Raw genomic sequence first — 19,122 nt, 5'->3', positions numbered from 1 at the left:
GCGCACCCTCGTCCGCTACTCGACGGTATCCCGGTAGCGGTCCCGCGTCGATGCCCGTACTGTTCTGCGCGCCATGCGTGCAAGTAAGTGGTGCCAGCTGGACTTGACAGCCACTGTCGGCTTACGGTGCACTGGCGGGTCCCTGTCTCGCGCGCCTGTCCGTGGGTACCCTGAGTGGCATAGACGGGACCGCGATCAGTAGCAAGGTCGTCGACCTGCGGGGCGTCGGGGCGTTGGTGTTGCTGACAGCGTCGTTCGCGATGAATACGGTGTTCGCGCGCTTTCTCGACAGCGGTTTCACCGTCGCCCAGCAGGTCTATCTACGCTCGTGCGTCGCCTTCCTGCTCGCGCTGCTCGCCTTCTGCCGCTGGATCCGCTGGCGCACCGTGCTGCGCTCGGGCAAACGGGAATGGGGGGTGCTGGCCGTTCGCGCGATCCTGCTGTATGTCGTTGGCACCACGCTGTTTTCGAAGGCGGCGACGCTCACCACCGTCGGTGACGTCTCGTTCATCGCCGCCCTGCCGCTGGTGGCGGCGTTGGGACTGCTGCTGCGGCGGGTGCGGGTGACACCGCCGCGGGTGATCTTCCTGCTCGGTTCGGCGGCGGGGGTCGCGATCCTGTCCGGGGTCGGCGTCGGCGCGGGGTCGTGGAACATCGGCAACCTGATCGCGCTGATCGCCATGCTGGCCATGTCGTTCAGCTACCTGGGGCGCGACTGGCACGACGGCACCCTCAACAATCACGAGATCACCGCGCTCACCGTCGGATTGGGCGCAGCGGGTGTCGCGCTCACCTCGGTGTTGCAGGGCGATGGCATGCCGCACGTCCACACGCACGCCTCCGCGGCCGTCCTCTGGGCCGCCATCGCCTGCGCCGGACTGCTGAACGTACTCAACGTATTCCTGATGAATTACGGCTTCGAGCGCGTCGACCCGGTGCAGGGCGGCAATCTGCTGACCCTGGAATGCGTCTGGGGTCTGCTGTTCGGATTGATCTTCTACCAACAGATTCCGACGATCAGCGGCCTGATCGGCGGCGCGGTCATCGTCGGCTGCGCGGTGGGTTTGAATATGGCCGATCGATCGCCCGCTCCGGACAGACCGCCTCCCGAAATCGGATCGGTCGAAGAGATTTCGGAGCTCACCCGGGTCGAATAGCTTCAGACGTTATGCGCGGATCGCGGCGGGCATGCGAATCAGCGGAAGTACGTCCTCGATGAGGCGGGTGAGTTGGGTGCGCTGATCCCACGAGGTCAGCCGGAGCACGAGGGTGACGGGGCCGAGGCCGGCGGCGGTGTCCACCAGGGCTTGCAGGTCGGCGGCGCAGCGCTCGGGTGGGCCCGCGGCGGTCCACGCCTCGACCATCTCCGCTGGAGTGCCCTCGTATTCCTCGTGCTCGGCTATGAAACGCGCTGCGCCGTCGAGACATTCGGCTCGGTGGGGGCCGACGGCGACATTGTGCAGGAAGGCTACCGGGAAGGTTTCCGGCGCGCGTCCCGCGTCGATCAGCGCGGTGCGCAGCAGCGGCGCCAGTCCCGCGACGAGACCCGGCCAGGAACTGGCCGTCATCCAGCCGTCGGCGAGATCGGCCACTCGGCGCAGCGCGCGCTCGGCGAACTTCGGCTGCCATGGATTGGCGGCGATGAACACCGGGCACGGGGCTTGCACGGGAGTTGGCTGTATACGAATCCCGTTGTACTGCAAGAACTTTCCGTCGAAGTCGAGCTCGTCGCCGGTCCACAGCCTGCGGCAGAGCCGCAGATTCTCACCCATTCGCGCGGCCCGTTCGCGGTCGGGAACGCCCCAGTGCGCGCCCTCGCGGGCGCTGGCGCCGTCGCCGACCAGACCCGTGCAGACGGCTAGGGTCATCCGGCCACCGGAGAGCCGGTCCAGACTCGCCCACTGGTAGGCGAATACGGCCGGATCGCGCACCGGGAAGCTGGCCATACACGCCACCCCGAGCCGGACCCGGCGGGTGCGGCCCGCGAGTGCGCCGAGCAGGGTGAGCGAATCCGCGCGCGGCTGCGCGGTGAGGCTGTCGCCGACCCAGATCGAGTCCAAACCCCTTGTGGTGTCGATGGTTTCAGCCAGCATCAGCAGGTCGTCGGTGGACAGGCGGTCGAGCAGCACGCCGCGCTGGGGGAGTAGGACTCCAACATTATCCAACATGGTTGGATAAACTAACCGCCATGCCGAGACCTCGCAAGGAAAATCAGCTGGAACTCGCCGCCGTCGCCGCGGCCGCGCGGCAGGTGTTCGACGCATCCGGGCTCGCGGGGACCACCATGCGCCGCGTCGCCGAAGCCCTCGGCGTCGACGCGTCGTCGCTGTACTGGCATGTCCGCGACAAGGAAGAACTGCTGGATCTGGTCGCCGACGAACTGCTGCGCGATCTCCCGCTGCCCGATCGGAGCCTGCCGTGGCGGACCCGGCTGGAGCAGTTGCTCACCGGCTATCGAAAGTGGTTGCTGCGCAACCCCGATGCCGCGCGCCTGCTCGCCGGACGGCTGGTACTCGGTCCGAATACGCTGCGAGCGCTCGAGTTCATCTGCGGTTCACTGCTCTCCGCTGGGTTGAAACCCGAAGCGGCGGCGCAGTCTTCACATCTCGTCGTCGCATATGTGCTCGGGTTCGTACTTCAGGAAGTCGGGCCGATGAACGCGGCGGAGGCGCGCGGCGCGGCACCGGAGACCGTATTGACGGAGACCGCTGCCGTGCTGAGATCCCTTCCACCCGAGGAGTTTCCGTCGGTGGTCGCGCTCGCCGCACATCTGGTGGCGCCGACCATGGACGAACGTTTCGACCGTGGTCTGCGGGCGCTGCTCGGCGGTCTCACCGTCGAGAATTCGTAATGCGGCAGCCTATTTATGGGCGTAACTGCGGAACATGTAGGTGTCTTTGCCATTTGCGGAGAGCTTCGGGGCCGTGGTGAAGCTCATCAGGAATTCGCCCGCCGGAATCTCCGGCGCGCGCACCGTGCCGTCGACCTTCGCGCCGACCTCGGTGACGGCCAGTACGCTCGCGAAAGGCATTGCCTCGCGCAGTATTTCGCCGCCGCCCATAATCCACACCTCGGCCGGATCGGTCAGCGCCAGCGCCTCCTCGACGGATCCGGCGCGCTCGGCGCCCTGCTGGAACCAGTCCGGATCGCGGGTGATGACGATCGTGCGCCTACCCGGCAGCGGGCGGTCGTCGGCGGGCAGCGAATCCCAGGTCTTGCGGCCCATGACGACGATCTGGCCGCTGGTCACCTCGTCGAAATGGGTGATGATCTCGGGCACCTGCCATGGAATCCGGCCGCCCGCGGCGATCACTCGATCGCGGGTCTGCGACCAGATCAATCCGATGATTCGTTTGCTGGGTTCGGTCATGGGCGAACCACCACCTTCCACTCGCCAATAGCTTACCTTCGCTAAAGAGTTCGCGCACCCTTCCAGCTAACGCGTCCGGTGGTGTGCATCACACTGTTCGGTTGGTGCCCAAGGGATCCGAGTCCGATGTGGCCGACTCGATGACAGTATGGACCTAATGCGTTGCGCGCCTGAGGGTTCGGGTCACCTGGACTACTGCCGCGCCGACGACGAGGCCGAGGGGCCAACCGGCCAGCACATCGGTCGGCCAGTGCGCACCGAGGTAGACCATGGCGACGCCGATCAGCGCGAGGCCCGCCGCCAATGCGGCGACGGCCCAGCCTCGGTAACCCGGCGGCCACGGCAGCACGGCGTAGAGGGCCACCGCGAGCGCGGCCGTCATCGCGGCGACCGTCGACGGCATCGAGAAGGCGCCGACGTTGGCGACGGCGAGGTCCGCCGGTGGCCGCGGCCGGGCGATCAACAGTTTCAGCGCCCGGGCCAGCGCCTGTGCGAGCAGTACCGAGGCGCCGATCGTCATCCCCTGCCACCACCAGCGTTTGGCGGCCACCACCGCGAGCCCGACCAACCCGGTGAGCGCCTGGATCGCGTCATTGGTTCCGAAATCCATCGCCCACCGCGCGAGGGCGGTCAACGCGGGAACGCGATGCTGGGCAAGGAACGTCACGATGGTGAGGTCCACGTTTCGATTGTGCCGCGACAGCGCGACGCGGGTTCGGCGCGGCGAACCGCTCGGGATGACGAATTGCCCTTTCCGGATCGCCGCGCCCTGCATAGCATGTGCGCAGCAAGTGTTTTCTCCCGTTGCGTCTTATCCGGGATGCCGGCCGAGCCGACGGCCGTCGAATGCGACTCGCTCCGGTGGTCTCGGGCTACCTCCATAGCTGAACCCAGAATCGCGGTGTGAGCAGATGACAGCATTCCAAGATCGTCGCGGCGGATCGGACGACGACGAGGTCGTCAAGGTGCACGGATTGGTCAAGAGCATCGGGCGGGCCCGAGTGCTGGACGATGTGGGGCTGCGGGTGCACCGCGGCGAGATCCACGCCGTCCTCGGTCCCGACGGTGCCGGCAAGACCACCCTGTTGCGCATTCTGGCGGGCCAGTTGTCCTCGGATGCGGGCACGGTCCTGGTTTTCGGGGTTCAGCCGTGGCGGGAACCGAGCCTGGTGCATCGGCGTACCGCGATGGTGCTCGGCGAGGTGGCGCTGTGGCCGGCGCTCTCCGGCGGCGCGGCGATCGAGCGGCTCGCCGCACAACACGGCGGGGTCGATCCGGAGCGGCGCGACAGCCTGCTCGCCCTGCTCGGCCTCGACCCGTCCCGTTCGGTGCACCGCCATCACGGCTCGGAACGCCGGAAGCTGGCGCTGGTCGCGGCCCTGTCCGGCCGGGCCGAACTGGTGCTGCTCGATGAGCCGATGGCCGGACTCACCGAGCCGCAGAAGGATTCGCTGCGCCTGTGGCTGCGCACCCGACGCGCCACCGATCAGACGGTGCTGCTCGCCGGACATGTGCTGTCCGAGCTGGAATCGGCCGCCGACCGGATCACCATCATGCAGCGCGGCCGGGTGGTCGACTCGGGCTCGCCCGCCGAGGTGCGACAACTCACCAGAACCTTCGTCAGCGCCGAATTGGATTGTCCCGCGCCGGATCTCGAGGATCTCGCGGAGGTGCACAATTTCGTCCGGTATCGCAATACCGTGCACTGCGAGGTGGACACCGACCATCTGGACCAGGTGCTGCGCCGGTTGCTCGACTGCGGGCTGCGCAGCCTGACCAGCCGCCCCGCCACCCTGCAGGACCTGCTGCAGGGCGAACGGATGTCGGTGGGCCGGGTGCTGGCCGAACACGGTTCCGGCAGTTGAGTTTCCGGCGCGGAATATCCCGGTGATTCGCGGGTAACCCGCCGCAGGTGACCAACGGATGGACAGAAGACCCTGTCACGTTCCGTCGTCGACCGGAAGTCTTGATCCGTACCCGACGGTTGTCAGGAGGAATCGCATATGACCGATGGCGCCGCACGAACCGCGACGGCAACGCAACCGCTCACCCCGCGCCAACTCGACGATCTCCACGCCTGGTGGCGGGCGGCGAATTACCTTTCGGTGGGGCAGATCTTCCTGATGGACAACCCGCTGCTGCGGGAACCGCTGCGCCCCGAGCACATCAAACCGCGCCTGCTCGGCCACTGGGGTACCACGCCGGGCCTGAATTTCATCTACGCCCACCTGAACCGAGTGATCACCGCGCGCGACCTGGACATGATCTATGTGATGGGTCCCGGGCACGGCGGTCCCGGCCCGGTGGCCTCGGCCTGGTTGGAGGGCACCTACAGCGAGGTGTATCCGGAGATCTCGCAGGACGAGGCCGGGATGCGGCGGCTGTTCACCCAATTCTCCTTTCCCGGCGGCATTCCCAGTCATGTCGCGCCCGAGACGCCCGGATCCATTCACGAGGGCGGTGAGCTCGGCTATTCGCTGTCACACGCGTACGGCGCGACCTTCGACAATCCGGATCTGATCGTCGCCGCCGTCGTCGGTGACGGTGAGGCCGAGACCGGCCCGCTCGCCGCCAGCTGGCATTCCACCAAATTCGTCGATCCGCGCCGGGACGGGGCGGTGCTGCCGATCCTGCACCTCAACGGTTACAAGATCGCCAATCCGACGGTGCTCGCCCGGATCGAGCGCACGGAACTGGATCAGCTGCTGCGCGGCTACGGGTACACCCCCTACTTTGTGGAGGGTTCCGATCCGGAGCCGATGCATCAGGCGTTCGCCGCGACTCTGGACCACTGCCTCGACGAGATCGCGGCCATCCAGCACCGCGCCCGCCACGAAGGCGATCCGGCCCGGCCGCGCTGGCCGATGATCGTGCTCAGCTCGCCGAAGGGCTGGACGGGGCCGAAGACGGTCGACGGCAAACAGGTCGAAAACTATTGGCGCGCACACCAGGTGCCGTTCGGCGACGCCCGCGCCGACGCGCACCGGGCGGTGCTGGAACATTGGCTGCGCAGTTATCGGCCCGAGGAGCTCTTCGACGCGAACGGCGCCCCGATGCCGCGCATCCGGGACCTGCATCCAGTGGGCGATCGGCGGATGAGCGCGAACCCGCACACCAATGGCGGCGCCCTGGTGCGCGGCCTGGATCTGCCGGATTTCCGCGACTACGCGGTCGAGGTGAGTCAACCGGGCGCGACGCTGGCCGAGGCCACCCGCGTGCTCGGCGGCTTCCTACGCGATGTGATGCGCGCGAATTCGACGACCTTCCGCATGTTCGCCCCCGACGAGAACAATTCGAATCGGCTCGATGCCGTCCTCGACGTCACCGATCGGGCCTGGAATGCCGAAACCCTGCCCACCGACGACCATCTCGCGCCCGACGGCCGGGTGATGGAGATACTGTCCGAGCACACCTGCCAGGGCTGGCTGGAAGGCTATCTGCTCACCGGACGGCACGGCCTGTTCTCCTGCTACGAGGCGTTCATCCACATCGTCGACTCGATGTTCAACCAGCACGCCAAATGGCTGCGCACCACCAATCGCATCCCGTGGCGCAGGCCGATACCCTCGCTGAATTACCTTCTGACATCGCATGTTTGGCGACAGGATCACAACGGCTTCTCACATCAGGATCCGGGCTTCATCGATCACGTCGTCAACAAGAAGGCCGACGTGATCCGGGTGTACCTGCCGCCGGACGCGAATACCCTGCTCTCGGTGGCCGATCACTGCCTGCGCAGCCGCCAGTACGTGAACGTGATCGTCGCGGGTAAGCAGCCCGCGCCGCAGTTCCTCAGCATGCCGGACGCGATTGTCCACTGCACCAAGGGGATCGGCATCTGGGAGTGGGCGAGCAGCGATGCGGGCGAGCGGCCCGACGTGATCATGGGCTGCGCGGGCGACGTGCCGACCATGGAAACGCTCGCCGCCGTCGACATTCTGCGAGACCTGTTCCCGGACATCAAGATTCGCGTGGTGAACGTGGTGGACCTGATGCGGTTGCAGGACGATCGGGAGCATCCGCACGGGCTGTCCGACCGCGCCTTCGACGCGCTGTTCACCCCCGATGTCCCGGTGGTATTCGCCTATCACGGATATCCGTGGCTGATCCACCGGCTCACCTATCGTCGCGCGAACCATCACAACTTCCACGTCCGCGGTTATAAGGAAGAAGGCACCACCACAACGCCTTTCGATATGTGCGTGCTGAACCAGATCGACCGCTACGATCTCTCGATCGATGTGATCGATCGGGTTGCGCGCCTGCAGCCTACGGCCGCGCATGCCCGGGATCACCTGGAGAACAAGCTCATTCAGCACCGCGTCTACATTCGCGAGCACGGCGAGGATCCGCCCGAAATCGTCCGGTGGCGCTGGCGCAGCGCCGACCACCGGCCCGGCGACGGCGGGTAATTCGCTTGGCCGGCGCCGACCGGCGGCCCTAACGTTCGTCGAATGGATATGAGCGGCCATACCGAATTGCCCGACGGTGCGCTGGCTGCGGCGCGGCCTGCCGGATTCCGCCGTCATCGCCGGGCAGATCGCGGAATTCCTCGACCGGTCGCATGCGTTCTCGGTGCCGCGGGCCGAACAGCTGGGTGTCGAAATCCGGGATATGCGAACTGATTTCACCGAAGATCTGGATCTGGTCCGGGATCAGGTGCTGCCGCTGCTCGCGCCCGCGTCCGCGCGGGAACTGGAGCGGTCGTGGACGAACTACCTCGGTGACGACCGCAACTTCGACTATCGGCCGACGCTGACGCACGCGGATATCAGCCCGGATCATCTGCTCGTCACCGGGGACCGGATCAGCGGCGTCATCGATTTCGGCGACCTCACGATCGGCGATCCGGACTACGATCTGGTCTACCTGTGGGCCGATCTCGGCCCGGATTTCGTCGCGAAGGTGCAGCGCCATCGGGGGCTGCCGCTCGACGACCGGCTCGCGGCGAAACTCGGTTTCTGGACAAAAGCGGATATGGCGATCGACGTATTGCACGGTTTGGAAAACGCGATGCCCGAATTCACCGAGTTGAGCCTGCGGAACCTTGCCGGGGTTCTCGAACGCTTATGACGCCGAACGGTTTGTACGTTAGATGAATTCGCCGGAGCGCAATATTGCGAACACCATGATCGGGTAAGTGCCCTATATGGAGCTCGTAGCGATTTTCGGCCATACCCGCCCCGGTCGCGATCGTCGTGCTGTGCCGCAAAGTGGCTGGGCGGCAACCACATTCACCGTACCCGCCCGGTGGCAACGGACGGTAGCCCACAGACGGACTCGATAATTCGGCGGATCAATGCGCCGACTGTGGCTAGACTGCTTCGTGTCCACGGTTGAGCAGGCAGCCGTACGGGCATTTCTCGTCGCGAGCGGCGCGGCTGGGGCGGGTTGCGGTTCTCGTCCGAGTGATCGGAGCGATGACATGGGTGAAAGCTTCACCTACTGTGGGCCGGGTTTGACGGTCGTCACGAAGCTTTCCGAGGCTGGTGTGCAGGTTTGTCGGGTACGAGGGGAAGTTGATGTAAGCAACGACCGGCTCCTACGGGATGCGCTGCGATCCATGGCGGTCGCGCCGATCGTCGTCGATCTGACCAGGGTGAGCTTCCTATCACTGTGCGGTGTGGACGTACTGCTCGCCGCCGCGCTGCCGGGGCGGCGGGTGGAGCTGGTGGTGACCGCCCGTCCGCTGCTGCGAATCCTGGAACTGTCCGGCGCCACCGCGCATCTGCGGGTCTACAAATGCCTGCAAGGCGCGCTGACGGCGCAATCGGTCGGCGGCGTGCCGCTGCTCGCGCTCGATGCCGTCGACGAAAGATGTTGACCGGCACACCATTCCGCCGGTACGCCGGCGCCGCCTCGGATATTCGTGCACAGGTTCGGGACGGCGATGAGGGGGTACCGCGCACGTGTGGACAGCAGCCGAGCAGGGCCGGGGGCCACGACGGTTTCGCTCCCGGCCGTACGTGAGCCGTCGGACGCCTTCGCCGACAGCGCTGGTTAGGTTTGATCGGACGTGTTGAACAGCCCGATACGGTGGGAACTGACCGATCTGGCGGACTGTGCGGTCGTGCGGCCGCGCGGCACGCTGGACATGGAGAGTTATCGGTCGTTCCGTGACGATCTGCTGAAGTTCGCGTCGGATCAGCCGCGCGCGATCATCGTGCTGGTCGACGAACTCGACGTGCGTTCCGAACCGCTGTTGACCGCGTTCACCAGCGCCTGGATGCGGATCGGTGACTGGCCCTCGGTGCCGATCGTCGTCGTCGCCGAGGGCGACCGGCTGCGCGGTTGTCTGCAGGCCAGCGCCATTCAGCGTTTCATCGCGATATACGCGGATATGGATGCCGCACTGGATGCGCTGGAACGGCCGCCGCGCCGCAGGCGCACGGTGGTGCCGATGGTGTTGGCCGCCGACACCGCGGCACGGGCGCGGTACCTGGTGCGGGAGATCTGCGACCATTGGAACATTCCGGATGTCCGGATCGACGCGCAGTTGATCGTCACCGAATTGGTCGAGAACGTCATGCGGCACACCGAGGCCGCCGAGATCGTCGTGCGGTTGGAACTGCGGACGCAGCTGTTGACCGTCGCCGTCGCCGATCGGGATCCGCGGGAGGCGGTGCTGATCGAGCCGGATCCGGGCCGGAGGCGGCACGGTCTGCACGTGGTGGCCGGGATGGCCCGCGCGTGGGGCTGCCTGCCGCAGTGGCCGACCGGCAAGGTGGTGTGGGCGACGCTGCCGACCGGCCCGCGGCGTCACCTCATCTGAGCCGCCGCCGGTCGATGAAGATCCTTTCGTCGGCGTAGCGGCGTCGGCCCTATGATCGCGCCATGAGCAACGGGGGGACCCCAGCCTCTGGTCAGGACCTTTCGGTGGTGCCCGAGAAGGTTCGTGGGGTCGGAAATTACGAAGTATCGATACGGGCCGCATTTGCGGAGAACGAGCTCGGCGAGCTGGCGTCTTGCCGCCATGAGGTGAACGAGTTCCGATCTTTCGGCACGCTCGATCTTCTTGTCAGTTGGGCGTTGCATGTCGACAAAATTGATACCGATCGGTTCAGGAGTGCGGACGATCGGCGTGTTTGGGGTGGTTACGATCTCGTGGCGGCCATGTCCATGCGCGACTTCTTGGCGGGGTGTATCGATCGTCTGCCGGAGCCGTTGCGCGCCAAGGTGATCGCGGTCGCCGACACGTATGATCAGCGATTTCTTGCGGTTACCGTCGCTGATGACGATGGGTTGATGAGGCGATTCACGGATGGTGAATTGTCCTCGGCTCCGTGGTGGTGGCATCGGATTCCGGACCGGGGGCCCACGTTCGAAGAGTTGATGAAATGAGGCGGGGAGGCTTCGGTGTCGGGTGATTCATGATTGATCGGGTGATGGTGCCTTGCGGAGGTGGTCGTAGCCGATGGTCGCTAGGAGGCCGATTGCGAGGGCTATGGCCAGGCCGATCGCGCACATGGTGAGGGCGCGGGTGAGGCCTGCGGTCATTCGTGCGTCGAAGTAGAGGATTGCGCGGATGCCCAGGAAGACCTGGTGCATGGGTTCGAATTGGGCCAGTGCGCCGTAGAGGCGGGGGGTGGCTTGGATGGGCATGATGCCGCCGGAGGACGGTAGGCCGAGCGCGATGAACAGGATCATGTTGATCGGCATGCCGATGGTGTTCAGTACCGGGGCGCGCAGCATGGTCGCGATGGTGGACACCAGGGTCAGGTTCGCTATCGCGGTCATGCCGATGGCCAGTGAGGCGAGCGCGCTGTAAAGGTAGAGCGTCAGACGGTGGTCGATCGGCATGCCGAGCGCGGTCGCTATCAGCTGGTACAGGCCCGCCATGGTCAGCGCCATCACCGCGGCCAGCGCCCATTTGTAGAGCAGCACTCGCCAGCGGGAGATGTCGGGGCGGTTGGCGACGGCGGCGTCGATGCCGAGGTTGATCATCATGCTGCCGGTGAATCCGGCGAACACCACCAGCAGGGTGTAGTAGAAGGCGGATATGCCGTTCGCCGTGCCCGCGGGCAGCGGGCGGTATTGGGTGGTCGCGATCTGAACCGGGTTGGTGAGGGCGGTCAGCGCCGCGTCGGACGGTTGGACCCCGTTCGCGATGGCGTTGGCGCGCACCCCGATGCCGAGTAGTCGGCTGGCATGGTCGAGCGCCGGGGTGACCAACTGGGTCGCCAAGGTGACCGCCGTGGTGCCCGCGCGAGGGTTGGTGCGGAACTCGACGGTCGGGGGTGGGCCGCCGTCGGATATCGGATTCTCCAGTGCGGTCGCGCGGGCGGTGAAGTCGTCGGCGATGACGATCGCGGCATATACCTCGCCGCATGACATCAGCGAATCCGCTTGCGCCGCATCGGTTTGCCGCAGCCATACCTGCTCGTCGGGCAGTGCGGCGGCGACGGCTTCGGTGAATTGCTTGCCGTACTCGCCGTGGTCGGTGTCGACCAGGACCAGTGGGAAGTCGTGCAGATTGCGCTGCGGGTCGAGGATGCTGGCGAGATAGGATAGGGCGAGGAGACTCAGCAATCCCATGGCGACGACCAATGGGACGGCCCACAGCGTGTGCTGGCTGCCGTTTTTCCCGCTAGAGATCGTATTGTCGGTCGTCGACGCCACGTCGAGAGATTATCAGCACACTTGTCGCAATCATGGTGCGCGCGGGTTGAGCCGACATCCGGTGTGCGTCGAGTATGCGCGGTGGCCGGGTAGTTGCCGCCTCGGGTGCGCGGCGGACTCGAGCGGATGCGCCTGAATCGGGTTGCGGTTTGACGGCTCGGATATAGAAACCGCCCAGCTGTTGTCCGCAGACCCGCGCGTGGCCGGAGCGAATGCGGAGATACACCTGGTGGCGCTGTGGGCGAAGCCGTCCGCAGACCCGCGCATGGCCGGAGCGAATGCCGAGGTACGCCTGGTGGGCGTTCTCGGTGAAGCCATCGTCAGACCGCGCGTGGCCGGACCGGATGCCGAGCTACGCGTGGTGAGCGTTGTCGGTGACGCCGTCATCAGACCGCGCATGGCCGGAGCGGATGCCGAGGCCTGGTGGGCGTTGTCGGTGAAGCCATCGTCAGACCGTGCATGGCCGGACCGGATGCCGAGCTACGCGTGGTGAGCGTTGACGGTGACGCCGTCATCAGACCGCGCATGGCCCGACCGAATGCCGAGGTACGCCTGGTGGACGCTGTGGGCGACGCTGTCATCAGATCGCGCATGGCCGGAGTGGATGCGGAGGTACACCTAATCCGGATGAGGTAAGAAGCCGGTGTCCCTGAACACGGTGAGGTAGGTGTCGAGCGTCGCGCGGTCGATCGGCGGACATTCGATACCGTTGTCCGCCAATGCGTTTCGGGTGTTGGTGTCGGCCCAGGCGCGATGTCCGGCGAGGATGGCTGCGTTCGGGCTCAGTAGTGCGGCGCGGGTCAGGGAGTCGTCGCCGGTGGCGCCGCGGTGCGCGGATTGGCGGTCGAGTTCGCTACGTACCGTATCGAGATCGACTGTGGCGATGGGATATCCGTGTGCGGTGAGTGCGGTGAGCACGTCGCCGATCCGTGTCGGGGTGTGGGTTATCAAGTGGTACACGGTATTCCGGCAAGGATGGGTGGCGATTTCGGCGATCGCGCCGGCCGCGTAACAGACGGGGACCAGCGCGACCGTCGCATCGCCGACCTCGGGCGCCATGCCGAGTATCGTTGCGGCGCGAATCATGTTCCAGAACGAATCATCCGCGCTGTTGACGCCGGTCCTCGGGTCGCCGCAGAGGGTTCCGGGCCGGTAGACGGCGACCGGCAGTCCGCGCTCACCCGCCTGTCGGACGAGTTCCTCGGCGACCCACTTCGAGGTGAGATAGCCATTGTCCTGCAACTGATCCGGACGGAGGCGAACATCCTCGGTGATCTCGCCGGTGACCGGTGCGGCCGGGACGCTCGTGCCGATGGTGGAGATATAGTGCACCGGTTTGATCCGGTTCGTCGTTGCCAGGCAAAGGATTTCGTGGGTGCCCAGCACGTTCACCGGGCGCAGGCGCGCGTACGGATCGATATGGTTGACGTGCGCACCGTTGTGCACGATCGTATCGACGCGGTCGGCGAGCTCCGCGTAGACGTCGTCGGCGAGGCCCAAACGCGGTTGCCCGAGGTCGCCGTTGACGATCACGAGCCGTTCGCCCGGCAATTCTGGGAGACGGAAATGCCGCTGTGCCAGCCGGATTCGAGCCAGTCCCGCCGCCGGGTCGGTGGCTCGGACCAGACACCAGATGCGGGCGTCGGTCCGGGTCAGCAGCTCGTGCAGCAGGTGCACGCCCAGGAAGCCGGTCGCTCCGGTCAGGAGCACCTCACGCATCGGGCCATCCGGCAGCGGACCCATGACCGTGATAGCGGGGTCGAGAATCGCATCCGCGGCGTAGTCGACTGTATGGGTTGGTACCTCCGCACCGGTGAGGTGGGCGGCCAGCGCGCCGACCGTCGGGGCGGCCAGCAATGCCGCCATCGGAACCTTGCGGTTCAGCTTCGCCGAAAGTCGTTGGTGCAGTGTGAAAGCCAGTAGCGACGAGCCGCCGAGCTCGAAGAAGTCGTCCGCGACGCCCACCGATGGCAGCCCGAGCACTTCTGCGAAGACCTCGGCGATCATCCGTTCGAGCGGGGTTTCCGGCGCGGCGGCGGCCCGCGCGGCGAAGACCGGTTGCGGCAGCGCGGCACGGTCCAGTTTGCCGCTGGTGTTCAGCGGGAACTCGGTGAGCGGTACGACCGCGGCGGGCACCATATAACCCGGGATTGAGCGGGATACGTTGCGCCGCAACGTATCCGGATCGCCGGTTGCACCCGGCGCGGCAACCACGTACGCGACCAGCCGGTCACCGGTCGCGGACGGTTTGACCGCGACCGCCGCCTGGCCGACCCCAGGTTCGGCGAGCAGCGCCGTCTCGATCTCGCCGAGTTCGATCCGGTGGCCGCGCACCTTGACCTGAAAATCGGTGCGGCCCAGGTAATCCAGTGTGCCGCGCGAATTCCAGCGGACCAGATCACCGGTCCGGTACATGCGCGCACCCGGCCCGCCGAACGGATTCGCGACGAATCGGCCCGCGGTGATCGCGGGCGCACCGTGGTAGCCGCGGGCCAACTGCACACCGGCCAAATACAATTCGCCGACAGCGCCGACGGGCGCCAGCCGCAGTCGGTCGTCGAGGATCAAGCAGCGCGAATTCCATTCCGGCACACCGATCGGTACACAGGTGCCGCCGAGATCGTCGGCGGTCACCTGATGTTCGGTGATGCTCACTGCCGCCTCGGTGGGGCCGTAGAGGTTGTGCACCTGCGCGGCGCTGACAGCGGCGAAAGCGCGCGCGGTCTCCGGTGGCAGCGCCTCGCCGATCACGAAAACGGCACGCAGAGAAGGCAGTTCGGCGCCAGGGCCAGGCGTGGCCTCTGGAAGAGAAATCTCGTCGGCCCCGACAGTTGTCCTTAGCGATGTCGGGCTGGGCGTGGAAGTAGCAGGCGGGGACGGTAACCGTGGCGCTTCGCCGATTGTGGTTGCGGTGTGTGGGACTTCCCGCGGCAATGTCCCGCTGGGTGCGGATGCAGTGCGCAGCACAGCCAATTCGGCCGCGAATACCGCCAGCATGGACGGGACGAAATCGGTGAGCGTCACCCGGTGCTGGGAAATCAACCCGCACAATGCGGCGGGATCGCGGTGGTCGTCCGGACCGGCGAGGATCAGCCGGGCGCCGGTGCGCAGCGGCAGAAAGTAGCCCCACAGCGATACGTCGAAGGTCGCCGGGGTCTTCTGCAGGTAGACGTCCTCGGTGGTGACCGCATAGCGTTCGCGCATCCAGTCGAGCTGGTTGACGATCGAAATATGGCTCACCACAACGCCTTTTGGGCGTCCGGTGGAGCCGGAGGTATAGATGAGGTAGGCGGGATGCGCGCCACGCAGCGGCACCGTGCGGTCGGCATCGGTGATCGGCGCCGGGTCGAATGCCGAAAGATCGAGGGTATCGATGGCATCGGCCTCGGACAGCACGCCATGATCCCGCAGGGCGAGCGCATCGGCGCGCGTGGTGAGCATCCGGCGGGGCCGGGCGGATTCCAGCACGTAGCCGATGCGGGTCGCCGGATGCGCCGGATCGATCGGTACCCACGCCCCGCCCGCCTCCGCGATCGCGTACAGCGCCAGAACCTGGGCGATACCGCGCCGCATCGCGACGGCCACCACCGTCTCCGGCCCGACACCCTGCCGGATCAGCCAGCGCGCCAGCCGGTTTCCGCGATCACACAGTTGTCGGTAGGTCAGAACGGCCGCACCGCAGCGGACCGCGACGGCATCCGGGGTGGTAACGGCCCACCTGCCGATGGCGGCCGTAAGCGATTCGGCGGCAACGGCATGTTCGGCGCCGCTGGACCAGGACCGCAGCAGTTCGCGCTGGGCCGGATCGATCAGCTCGAGATCGCCGACCGCGCGCCGGGCGTCGGCGGCCACCTGTTCGAGGACGCGCAGGTAGCTGTCGAGGAATCGGCCCACCGTCGCCTCATCGAAAAGGTCGGTGCTGTAACCGAATCGGATGACGATCTGATCGGGCGAGCCGTCGGCGGCGCGGGTGTCGACAACGCCGATATGCAGATCCGTCTTCACCGTATCGGCGTCGACGTCCAGTACCGCGAAATCCGAACCGGCAAGTTCCAGTTGGGCTTTCGCGAAGTTCTGGAAGGCGAACCCGACCTGGTACAGCGGATGCCTGCCCGGTGAGCGCACCGGGTTCACCGCATCCACCACATGCTCGAACGGCACTTCGGCGTGCGCGAAATTCGCCAGATCGCGTTCCCTGGTCCGGTCCAGCAGGTCCGCGAAGCTCTCACCGGGGACGATGCCGGTGCGTGAGACGGTGGTGTTGACGAACATGCCGACCACCCCGTCGAGTGCGGGTTCGGCGCGGTTGGTCATCGGGACGCCGATGGCGATATCGGCGCTGCCCGCCAGCCGGGCCAGCAGCACCGCCAGCGCCGTGCGCATCACCATGAACAGGGTGGCACGGTGCGCGCCGGCCAGCGTCAGCAGCGCGGCGTGCACGGCCGGGGAGACCGAGCGCTGGATGGCCGCCCCGCGCAGCGATGCGGTGGCCGGTCGCGGCCGGTCGCCGGGCAGGTCGAGTTGGTCGGGCAGACCGGCGAGTTCCCGGGTCCAATAGGAGAGTTGCTGGGACAGCAGGGAATTCGGATCGTCGCGGGAGCCGAGCAGTTCCTGCTGCCAGAGCGCGTAATCGGCGTACTGCACCGGCGGCGGCTGCCAGGCGGGCGGGTGGCCCGCGCAGCGCGCCGCGTATGCCACGGCCACATCCTTGGCCAGCGGCGCGAGTGAGGAGCCGTCGGCGCAGATGTGGTGCAGGGCGCACACCAGCACATGGTCGGCGCTCGGCGACGAAAGGGATTCCGGTGCGACGACTCTCAGCAGCCGAACCCGCAGCGGCACCTCGGCGGCGACGTCGAAGCCGCGCCGCAGAATGGCGTGCACCCGGTCGGTGAGCGTATCGGCGGCCACCTCCTCGACCGCGAAATCGCCTATCACGGCTTCGGGTTCGTGAATCAGCTGTCGCGGCCCCGACTCGTCGGCGGGGTAGCTGGTGCGCAGCGCCTCGTGGCGAGCGACGGTATCGCGATAGGCGGCGCGCAGCGCCTCCACGTCAAGGTCGGTCAGCCGCAGCGCGAATCCGATGTTGTCGACCGATGATTCGGTGTCGAACTGGTTGCGCAGCCAAAACCGCAGCTGGGCGGGGGAGAGCGGGATGCGGGCGGGGCGCTGCCGGGCGAGCAGCGGCGGGCGCGCGGTGTCGAACCGCTCGGACCGGATCGCCTTGGCCAGCATCGCGACCGTCGGATGGTCGAACAGCAGCCGGGTGGGGATCCGCGCGCCCCACGACTCGGCCAATCGCGCGGCGGCCTGTGTGGCGAGCAGCGAATTACCGCCCGCCACAAAGAAATCGGTATCCGCCCCACACTGCTGAATGCCGAGCACCTTGGCGAATACCTCGGCGACCAGTTCCTCGCCGATATCGGCGGGCGGCCGGTAGGAATTCTGGTCCTCCGGTCGTTCACGCAGGGCTCGGCGATCGGCTTTGCCATTGTGCGTCATCGGGATTCGGTCGATGACGGTGATCGACGACGGCAGCATATATCTGGGCAGCAGCCCGGCGAGCGCGTCGGCCAGGTCGGCCGGGTCCGGTGCGAAGCCGGGTTCGGCTTGTACGAAGGAGGCGAGCGTCGTTGTGCCCGACGCGGTTCGCCGGTCGATGGTGACGGCGTACCGGACGCCGGGCAGCGTCGAGAGCAGGGTGTCGATCTCGCCGAGTTCGATGCGGAAGCCGCGGATCTTCACCTGATCGTCGGTGCGCCCGAGGTATTCGATGGCGCCGTCGCCGCCGGTGCGCACCAGGTCTCCGGTGCGGTACATCCTGCCGCCGGGAACGCCGTACGGGTCGGGCACGAAACGCGCTGCGGTGGTGCCGGATCGGCGATGGTAGCCGCGCGCCAGCCCGGGACCGGACACATACAGTTCGCCGATCACTCCGGCACCGACGGGACGCAGGGCGGCGTCGAGCACTCGGCAGCACATGCCGGGTATCGCGGTGCCGATGGTGACCGGCCGGTCCGCCGTAAGGGGTCCGCTCAGGGTGACCGCGATGGTGGACTCGGTTGGGCCATAAACATTTCCGAAGTGGCGTGCCGGATTTTCCCAGCGCCGCACCAGGCCGGGCGGGCAGGCCTCGCCGCCGACGAGCACCACCCGCAGCGCCTCGAGCCCGGCCGGTTCGATCGTCGCCAGCGCCGACGGTGTCAGGAATGCGTGTGTGATCGACTGTCCGCCAAGGAGTTCCGCCAGCGCGGTGCCGCCGTACACATCCGGCGGCGCGATCACCAGCGTGGCCGCCGCCCCGAGCGCGAGCAGCAATTCCAGCACCGCGGCATCGAAACTCGGCGCGGCGAAGTGCAGGGTGCGCGCCTCGCGGGTGACCGCGTAACGGGCGGTGAGCTCGGCGCACAGCGCGGCCAACCCGCCGTGGGTCACGGCGACGCCCTTCGGCCTGCCGGTGGAGCCGGAGGTGTAGATGAGATACGCGGTATTGGCGGCGCGCAGCAGCGCGGGGCGGTCGAGATAGGAGATCGGCGTCGCGGGCTCGGCCGCCGTCTCGGCGGCGATATCCGGGTCGTCGAGCGCGAGCCACTCCACCGTCCCCGGGAGTGCGTCGCGGTGGGCGCGGTCGGTGAGTCCCAACCGCACGCCCGCATCGGAGGTCTGAAAGACGATGCGGGACATGGGGAATGCGGGATCCACCGGGACGAATGCCGCGCCGGTCTTGGCGACGGCCCACACCGCGAGCACGGATTCGATGGATCGAGGCAGCGCGATGGCGACCATGGTCTCCGGCCCGGCGCCCCGGCGCAGCAATACCCGCGCCAGTCGCGCGGAGCGTGCGTCCAGCTCCCGGTAGGTGAGCGAGCGGTCGCCGCAGCGCAGCGCGATACCGTCGGGGTTGCCTTCGACCGCGGCCGTGAGCAGCCCGGCGAGCGTGCCGGTGCGGCTTCGGGATCGCGAGCGGTCCCGGACGCCGCGACGGGACGAAGGTGCCTGGCCTATAACACTTTTCACGTAGTTGTCCCGCCGCGAGTGCCATTGGAGCGGGCTGATGCTAACCCTGTTCCGGCGGTCCTGCCACCGATCGCTCACTATTGCGGGGAAGAACCTGTGCGGTTCGCCGGTGGCCGGAC

Annotated in this window: 14 protein-coding genes; 9 read left to right on the top strand and 5 right to left on the bottom strand. The window is 67.0% G+C overall.

The features are described from left to right. Positions 1-161: 161 nt before the first annotated feature. On the top strand, positions 162-1,157 hold the full coding sequence (locus LGY53_RS21225; RefSeq protein WP_225728435.1) for a DMT family transporter: 996 nt from the start codon (positions 162-164) through the stop codon (positions 1,155-1,157). A 9-nt stretch (positions 1,158-1,166) separates the two neighbouring features. Here LGY53_RS21225 and LGY53_RS21220 read toward each other — a convergent pair whose 3' ends face one another. After that, positions 1,167-2,168 carry an LLM class flavin-dependent oxidoreductase gene (locus tag LGY53_RS21220; protein WP_225728434.1) on the bottom strand — a complete coding sequence of 334 codons (1,002 nt, stop codon included), beginning with the start codon at positions 2,166-2,168 and terminating at the stop codon, positions 1,167-1,169. Between the two features lie 20 nt (positions 2,169-2,188). On the opposite strand from LGY53_RS21220, the gene LGY53_RS21215 reads away from it, so the two are divergent. Beyond that, positions 2,189-2,851, top strand: a complete 663-nt coding sequence (locus LGY53_RS21215; RefSeq protein WP_225728433.1) for a TetR/AcrR family transcriptional regulator — start codon at positions 2,189-2,191, stop codon at positions 2,849-2,851. Positions 2,852-2,860: 9 nt separating this feature from the next. On the opposite strand, the gene LGY53_RS21210 is transcribed toward LGY53_RS21215, so the two are convergent. Both LGY53_RS21210 and LGY53_RS21205 read right to left on the bottom strand, forming a co-directional pair. Next, on the bottom strand, positions 2,861-3,370 hold the full coding sequence (locus LGY53_RS21210; protein WP_225728432.1) for a dihydrofolate reductase: 510 nt from the start codon (positions 3,368-3,370) through the stop codon (positions 2,861-2,863). Between the two features lie 154 nt (positions 3,371-3,524). Further along, positions 3,525-4,052: a phosphatase PAP2 family protein gene (locus LGY53_RS21205; RefSeq protein WP_225728431.1), complete on the bottom strand. Its 528-nt coding sequence runs from the start codon at positions 4,050-4,052 to the stop codon at positions 3,525-3,527. 229 nt (positions 4,053-4,281) lie between these two features. On the opposite strand from LGY53_RS21205, the gene LGY53_RS21200 reads away from it, so the two are divergent. From LGY53_RS21200 to LGY53_RS21175, 6 genes are all read left to right on the top strand, one after another. Beyond that, positions 4,282-5,235, top strand: a complete 954-nt coding sequence (locus tag LGY53_RS21200; protein ID WP_225728430.1) for an ABC transporter ATP-binding protein — start codon at positions 4,282-4,284, stop codon at positions 5,233-5,235. Between the two features lie 138 nt (positions 5,236-5,373). After that, on the top strand, positions 5,374-7,782 hold the full coding sequence (locus tag LGY53_RS21195; RefSeq protein WP_225728429.1) for a phosphoketolase: 2,409 nt from the start codon (positions 5,374-5,376) through the stop codon (positions 7,780-7,782). 76 nt (positions 7,783-7,858) lie between these two features. Next, positions 7,859-8,443, top strand: coding sequence for a phosphotransferase (locus LGY53_RS21190; RefSeq protein WP_225728428.1), 585 nt, complete (start codon positions 7,859-7,861; stop codon positions 8,441-8,443). A gap of 226 nt (positions 8,444-8,669) precedes the next feature. Then, positions 8,670-9,194, top strand: coding sequence for an STAS domain-containing protein (locus LGY53_RS44455; protein ID WP_374111208.1), 525 nt, complete (start codon positions 8,670-8,672; stop codon positions 9,192-9,194). Positions 9,195-9,386: 192 nt separating this feature from the next. Beyond that, positions 9,387-10,142 carry an ATP-binding protein gene (locus tag LGY53_RS21180; RefSeq protein ID WP_225728426.1) on the top strand — a complete coding sequence of 252 codons (756 nt, stop codon included), beginning with the start codon at positions 9,387-9,389 and terminating at the stop codon, positions 10,140-10,142. Between the two features lie 62 nt (positions 10,143-10,204). Continuing rightward, entirely contained in the window at positions 10,205-10,711 is a 507-nt protein-coding gene (locus LGY53_RS21175) for a hypothetical protein (protein ID WP_225728425.1), read from the top strand. 27 nt (positions 10,712-10,738) lie between these two features. Here LGY53_RS21175 and LGY53_RS21170 read toward each other — a convergent pair whose 3' ends face one another. Further along, positions 10,739-11,989 (bottom strand): YhgE/Pip domain-containing protein, encoded by a 1,251-nt coding sequence (locus LGY53_RS21170; protein ID WP_225728424.1) that lies wholly within the window; start codon positions 11,987-11,989, stop codon positions 10,739-10,741. Positions 11,990-12,188: 199 nt separating this feature from the next. Between LGY53_RS21170 and LGY53_RS21165 the strand changes: the two genes are divergently transcribed. Next, positions 12,189-12,482, top strand: a complete 294-nt coding sequence (locus LGY53_RS21165; RefSeq protein ID WP_225728423.1) for a hypothetical protein — start codon at positions 12,189-12,191, stop codon at positions 12,480-12,482. Between the two features lie 125 nt (positions 12,483-12,607). Here the strand turns inward: LGY53_RS21165 and LGY53_RS21160 are convergent, their stop codons facing one another. Further along, positions 12,608-19,003, bottom strand: a complete 6,396-nt coding sequence (locus LGY53_RS21160; RefSeq protein ID WP_225728422.1) for a non-ribosomal peptide synthetase — start codon at positions 19,001-19,003, stop codon at positions 12,608-12,610. Positions 19,004-19,122: the final 119 nt, after the last annotated feature.

The sequence above is a fragment of the Nocardia sp. JCM 34519.1 genome, assembly GCF_020361265.1.
Lineage (GTDB): Bacteria > Actinomycetota > Actinomycetes > Mycobacteriales > Mycobacteriaceae > Nocardia > Nocardia arthritidis_A.
This window is presented reverse-complemented; position numbering and strand designations above follow the sequence as displayed.